The 6,184-nt window shown below is 39.9% G+C and carries 6 protein-coding genes; 5 read left to right on the top strand and 1 reads right to left on the bottom strand.

From position 1 onward, the window contains the following. Positions 1-206: 206 nt before the first annotated feature. The 4 genes from DP73_RS13370 to DP73_RS13355 all read left to right on the top strand — a co-directional run bounded on the left by DP73_RS13370 (position 207) and on the right by DP73_RS13355 (position 4,080). Complete coding sequence (locus DP73_RS13370; protein WP_034600153.1) at positions 207-1,082, top strand: SDR family NAD(P)-dependent oxidoreductase; 876 nt, start codon at positions 207-209, stop codon at positions 1,080-1,082. Between the two features lie 619 nt (positions 1,083-1,701). After that, the gene (locus DP73_RS13365) at positions 1,702-2,931 is read left to right on the top strand and encodes a (Fe-S)-binding protein (RefSeq protein WP_034600151.1); all 1,230 of its coding nucleotides are present in this window, start codon (positions 1,702-1,704) and stop codon (positions 2,929-2,931) included. A 52-nt stretch (positions 2,932-2,983) separates the two neighbouring features. After that, positions 2,984-3,562, top strand: coding sequence for a hypothetical protein (locus DP73_RS13360; RefSeq protein ID WP_052090672.1), 579 nt, complete (start codon positions 2,984-2,986; stop codon positions 3,560-3,562). Next, positions 3,559-4,080 carry a hypothetical protein gene (locus tag DP73_RS13355; RefSeq protein WP_034600150.1) on the top strand — a complete coding sequence of 174 codons (522 nt, stop codon included), beginning with the start codon at positions 3,559-3,561 and terminating at the stop codon, positions 4,078-4,080. Before DP73_RS13360 ends, DP73_RS13355 begins: the two co-directional genes overlap by 4 nt. A gap of 154 nt (positions 4,081-4,234) precedes the next feature. Here the strand turns inward: DP73_RS13355 and DP73_RS13350 are convergent, their stop codons facing one another. Further along, entirely contained in the window at positions 4,235-4,768 is a 534-nt protein-coding gene (locus DP73_RS13350; protein ID WP_034600149.1) for a LysM peptidoglycan-binding domain-containing protein, read from the bottom strand. A 216-nt stretch (positions 4,769-4,984) separates the two neighbouring features. Here DP73_RS13350 and DP73_RS13345 point away from each other — a divergent pair, with 216 nt between their 5' ends. After that, on the top strand, positions 4,985-6,184 hold the full coding sequence (locus DP73_RS13345) for a saccharopine dehydrogenase family protein (protein ID WP_034600148.1): 1,200 nt from the start codon (positions 4,985-4,987) through the stop codon (positions 6,182-6,184).

The raw sequence follows: 6,184 nt of genomic DNA, 5'->3' as shown, positions 1-6,184 counted from the left end.
GATTAGTGCATTAAGCTGTTCTCCGAGATTTAGCTCAAGTTGAGATCTTGGGGGATTTTGATTGTGATTTTTATTTTGCATAATTTTACCTCGCAAATATACTTGACATATATCAAATAAATTCATATATTTGATATATGTCAAGTATATTTTCAGTTTTGATTGACGTCAAGTGAAAAGATAAAACATCATAAAAGGAGGCCAATATGGAAGCTTACCAGATTGGAGTAATAACCGGTGCTACTAGCGGTCTAGGTCAATTAGCAGCTATTGAATTAGCTAAACGCGGGATGAAGCTGGTATTGACTGCCAGAAGCAAAGAACGTGCAGTAGCTACAAGAAATAGGATAAAAGACGTTGCACCGAGTGCAATAGTAGACTTTTTTTATGGTGACCTGTCACTTATGGCGGACGTTAAGAGAATCGGCAGTGAAATAAATACAGCTTATCCTAAAATTGACGTATTAATAAACAATGCAGGACTGCATGGATTTGAACAGCGGATAACCAAAGAGGGGTTTCCTGAAATGATAGCTGTAAACTATCTCGCGCCCTGGCTGTTAACGCATTTATTGTTAGATTCCTTAATGGAATCAAAAAATGCAAGAATCGTTAATGTCGCGTCTGAAGCATCACGCAAACATGGTAGGCTTAGTCTGCCGGAAGATTTAACAGATACTTCGGAGTTTACGGCTAAAGGTTCCTCATTGATTTATGGAAAGACAAAACTTCTTAATATTATGTTTACAGGGGAGCTTGGACGTCGACTGGAGGGGAAAGGAGTTGCTGTAAATGCCCTTAATCCTGGGTTTAATGTTACAGGACTTGGACGCGAGTTAGGATTCTCTTCAGTTCTTGCTAAAATATTGAATGCATTTCATGTGGGTGATCCACGAAAAGGCACTGATATTATTGTTCGCTTGGCTACAGACCCTCAATACCAAGAAGTGACCGGGGGATATTTTAATGTTGGCAGCGGTAAGAGGATTGTGCCGATATATCCTGGTGGGGATATCAAAATGCAGAACCACTTGTGGGATGTTACCCAAAAGCTTCTGCATGAGAATGGCTTTATTAATTGAGTTTTCATATAAGGGCACATAGAAAGAGCAGGTTGTTATTATGACTATTAAGTACTCGAGAGGTAAATTTTAATGGCCATAATATTCCCATTAGATTCTTAATACAAATGCGAAATATAGCCGAAAAATAAAAGAGTTATTTCAGGAGTCATAAGATTACTGAAATAACTCTTTGTTGTTTTCCTTTGTCCCTAACTACCTCGGTAAGAACAAACTAATTTAATGCTTTTCCAATAATCTGAATTTTAGTTATTGACATATGTTTTTAATGGAGTATTATTGATTATAAGGACATATGTCAATAACTAATGTGGTTCTTATTTTTTAAAGCGTTTGCGACACTGTGTTTTCCCTAAACTTGCAGTGAGCCTTGAAATTGGCCCTCTTCTGACTTTCCTAGATTGTTAATTTTTTAACATAGATATTAGAGTATTAAAGCGTAAATTAAATGAAGATGTAAATGTTTAACGAATCCGACAGCAGGGAAAGGTTAGGGCGACTAATATTGACTGCAGCAAGGAAAATCTCCAAGCGCTCTTGTTAAGGGAGTGAGGTGAAAAACGGCCTGATATTCCATTTACGCTTGAACTATTAAATTAATGTTGGAGGTGCAGTAAGATTGCGGGAACCAATAAGAGTTAAAAATTTAGATCCAACCTTACGTGAAGAAATAGCAGGTTTATTAAATGGCTACGATTTCTCTAATTGCCTTACTTGCGGTATGTGTACTGCCGGTTGTATTTATAGTGATCTTCATAAAGATCAGGATCCTCGCAAGTTTATACGTAAAGTAGCTCTGGGGATGCGGGAAGAAGCAGAAAATGACCCCTTTATCTGGAATTGCACAATGTGCAATCGCTGTACGGTGGAATGTCCAATGGGAGTGAATATGAACGCACTCACAAGAGCCTTCCGGGGAAAAGTGGAAAAGGCACCCGGTTATTTGCAGGTTATTGCCGATGATCATATCCGGACCGGCAATCAGATGGCTGTTGAACAAATAGATTTTGATGAGACATTAGAATGGATAGAAGAAATGATGCAGGAAGATTTGAAGGATCCGACTTATAAGATCCCCTTAAATGTACCCAATGCAGATTTTATTTTTGGATTCAATGCCCGGGAAATTAAACATTATCCGGCTGATCTGCAGAGTATCCTCAATGTTTTCCACGCCGCCAAGGCCAACTTCACCATTAGCTCTAAGCGTTGGGATGCTACGAATATTTGTTTGTTCACCGGTAAAAATGATGAATTTGATGAAATCTCACGTCCGTTGTTTGAAGAAGCTGAGAGGTTAAACGCTAAAGAAATTATTGTCACAGAATGCGGTCACGCCTTCAGGTCAACCAGAGTGTTTGCCCGGGATTATTGGAAAGGAAAAGAGATGCCGGTTCGTCATATCATGGAGCTGTATGCGGATTGGGTTAAAGATGGTACCTTAAAACTGGATAAGACCAGAAATACCATCCCGGTAACGCTACATGATCCCTGTAACACCGTGCGTAAAGAGGGGGTTGTTGACCCTCAGCGCTATGTGCTGAGTCATACTGTCATGGATTTTCGGGAAATGACGCCCAACAGGGAGCAGAACATTTGTTGTGGAGCCGGCGGGGGAGCGGGAGCCGTCGCTGAATCTAAAGAAATGCGGATGATTAAAGCCAAACCCAAAGTCGATCAGCTTCAGGCTACCGGCGCGACCATTGGCTGTATTCCTTGCCATAACTGCATGGATCAGTTTGTTGATATGAACAGACATTACAAGCTTGGTATGAAAATGATGCATCTCACAGCCTTAGTAGAAATTGCCCTGGGTTTAGTCGATGAGGATAAGCAGTTTTCCCATTGATGTATCGGTAGGAAAATGATTGATTTTTATTAGGGATCTGGAGGCTATCTGAGTGAAGGTTGCATTTCTCAAACGTCTATACGAGAATAAAATTTTTTCCCAAGGTCAATTAACTCAATTTGCTTATACTCTGGCTGAGTTTGGTAATTTGCCCATAACTGACCTGGGTATTATAATGCACCAAAAAAGCGCTGGTGTTGAGACAAGCACCCGATGTACTGTCACCGACCTTATAAATATCTGTGAGATAGGCAAGACCATGAGTTGTCTTGCCTTCCACTCCAGCTTAAATATTATCAAGCTTAGATTTAAGTTGAACCCTCAGGCTATGACGATTACCTACAATATTAAGGGTGATATAGAAAACGCTCACCAGATCGTCTTCCTAACAGAGAACATCCTGGGGCTGACCAGGTATAGTGAGCAGACTCAAAGCAGCAAACAGGATTTTTTTGAAATTGAAGAACCATTATTTGATCTTATGCAACAGGTTTATGAAAAGGAAACTAAAAATTCTGATGGATCCTTTGACGAATATTTTAATCAGGTGATCAAGATGCGTTGTCAAGAGCGTATAGACGATTTGAAGAATATAGTTCTCTTGCAACCAAGAGGGGGTAAGGCAGAATGAGCACGGAAATCAGACGTCAATACGCAAATAAGATCTTTTCTAAAGGTGAATTGAAGAGATTTGCTCTGAAATTATGTCGATTTCTGAATGTATTGCCCTGGGAAGGCAGCGTTTTCTTGCGTCAAAAGGATCAGGATTTTGAGATAGGCTCTAAAGTCACTATTGGTGAAATAGAAAACATCTGTGAAATTGGAACCGTGGTTAGCCAGATGGATTTTCATTTGAGTTATAATATAATTAACTTGAGTTGTAAGTCAGCCCAAGTATTGGATGTCTTGTATGTAATAAACGGTAATCGGGAGTATTCCGAGAGATTGATATTTTTTGTAGAGAACATCTTGGAAATTAAAAGACATGAAGGAATTAATCAACGCCAAATCCTCGCTATTGATCCGCCGGTGCTTAAACTTTTAGAACAGGTTTATGAAAAAGAGACTGAAAATACTGGAGGATGGACATTAGAAGAGTATCTTCATCATGTGATCCAAACCCATTGCCAGGAGGTTTTGAATTTATAGCATCCCTTTGACCATCGAGCTTGTGAGGTTTGACAAAAAGATGGACTATTGATTAAAAATAACTAGCTGCCTGATAAGGCAACTAGTTATTTTTGTTCGTATTATCAATGTGACTAGAAGTACTTCTACTATAGAAGCCAAATGTTACTGGAGATTAACTCGGAGGAATATCTATAACCTGACCAATAGATAAAATATTTGGGTTTGTTATTTGAGGGTTAATAGCTAATATACTTTCAATAGAAACATCAAATCGGGTAGCAATAATATACAAGGAATCACCGGGTCTAACTATATATGTAGTAACCTCCGCCCGGGGTTCACATTCAGCACCTAAGGCAACCCAAGTTTCCGCATCCGCGATACCTGTTCTTTCAAGCTCTCTCTGGCTTTCTTGGAAGGCAATGAGAGCTGCTTCAGTCCTTTGACCAAAGATACCGTCTATAGGGCCAGGGTTAAATCGGGCAAACATAAGAAGTTTTTGTAATCTGCTAACTGCCGAACCACGATCTCCACGGTGTAAGACCGGGCATTTTATGTTGCTGGTTGGGATGAGAATAATCTGTCCTGGATAAATTAAATCTGGATTAGTGATTTGAGGGTTGATGGCGAGAATAACATCAACAGAAGTATTATAGGTTTGAGCAATCGTAAATAAGGTATCTCCCGCTTGAACAATATAATTCATAGAAGCCTCCTAATGACTTTTTTTACCTATGTATTCTAGAAGGCTTTAAGGTGTGTATTTAGTCCTTAATTTTTCAATGGTTAATTTAAAGATCACTGATTGGTTGGCGATTTCTGGGGAAATAAAAATATTGCAGCATTATGGGTTTTAATTGATTATTTATAGTGTATTATGTATAATTTGCATTGTTGTAAAAGTGATTGGAGGGTGCTGAATATGGGAAAAGCGTTAATTATCGGCGCTGGAGGAGTAGCCAGTGTTGCTATTCATAAATGCTGCCAAAATCCAGATGTTTTTGAAGAGATTTGTATTGCCAGCAGAACAAAAGAAAAGTGCGACGCCATCAAAAACAAATTGGAAGGAAGCCAAACGATTATACATACCGCTCAGCTCGATGCTGATAATACCGAGGCGGTTATTGAGTTAATTAAAAGCTTTAAGCCTGATATTGTCATTAATCTGGCGCTCCCATATCAAGATTTGACGATAATGGATGCCTGTTTGGCTACCGGAGTGGATTACTTAGATACGGCGAATTATGAACCCCCCGATATTCCGAAATTCGAGTACAAATGGCAGTGGGCCTATAGGGAGAAATTTGCCGAAGCTGGAATTACAGCTTTGCTGGGCAGCGGTTTTGACCCTGGGGTTACCGGCATCTTCTGTGCCTATGCTCAAAAGCACTATTTTGATGAAATCCATACCATTGATATCGTCGATGCCAATGCCGGGGATCACGGTTATCCCTTTGCCACCAATTTCAATCCTGAGATTAATATCCGAGAAATCACGGCCAACGGCAGATACTATGAAAATGGTTCCTGGATTGAGACTGAACCTCTGGCAGTGAAAAAAGAATATGATCTGCCCCAAATAGGCCCTAAGAACATTTACCTGTTATATCATGAAGAACTAGAATCCCTAGCCATCAATATCAAGGGGATAAAAAAGATTAGATTCTGGATGACATTCTCAGACAATTACATCAATCACCTGCGGGTTTTGGAGAATGTGGGCATGACCTCCATTGAGCCGATAAATTTTGAGGGACAACAAATTATTCCCTTGCAGTTCTTAAAAGCAGTGCTGCCTGATCCGGCTTCCCTGGGCCCCAGAACTAAAGGGAAGACTAATATTGGTTGCATTATTCAAGGAACTAAAGATGGTAAGCCTAGAACTTACTATGTTTATAACGTCTGTGATCATCAAGAGTGTTATGCTGAGGTTGGTTCTCAAGCCATCTCTTATACAACCGGTGTTCCGGCGATGATCGGGGCAATGCTGATGCTCAAAGGAATTTGGAAAAAACCCGGTGTCTTCAATGTGGAAGAATTTGATCCGGATCCCTTCATGGAAGCCTTAAATAAATGCGGTTTGCCCTGGCAGGAAGATTTCTCGCCAACCTTGCTAGATTGA

Origin of the sequence: Desulfosporosinus sp. HMP52 (assembly GCF_000765145.1) — a bacterium.
Taxonomy (GTDB): Bacteria; Bacillota; Desulfitobacteriia; order Desulfitobacteriales; family Desulfitobacteriaceae; genus Desulfosporosinus.
Note: the sequence above shows the minus strand (reverse complement) of the source record. Positions and strands in the feature narration are given on the sequence as shown.

Bases quoted from the DNA above. Each gene is read 5' to 3' on its own strand.
- DP73_RS13345 (WP_034600148.1), top strand. From the start codon at position 4,985: ATGGGAAAAGCGTTAATTATCGGCGCTGGAGGAGTAGCCAGTGTTGCT.
- DP73_RS13350 (WP_034600149.1), bottom strand. From the start codon at position 4,768: ATGAATTATATTGTTCAAGCGGGAGATACCTTATTTACGATTGCTCAA.
- DP73_RS13370 (WP_034600153.1), top strand. From the start codon at position 207: ATGGAAGCTTACCAGATTGGAGTAATAACCGGTGCTACTAGCGGTCTA.
- DP73_RS13355 (WP_034600150.1), top strand. From the start codon at position 3,559: ATGAGCACGGAAATCAGACGTCAATACGCAAATAAGATCTTTTCTAAA.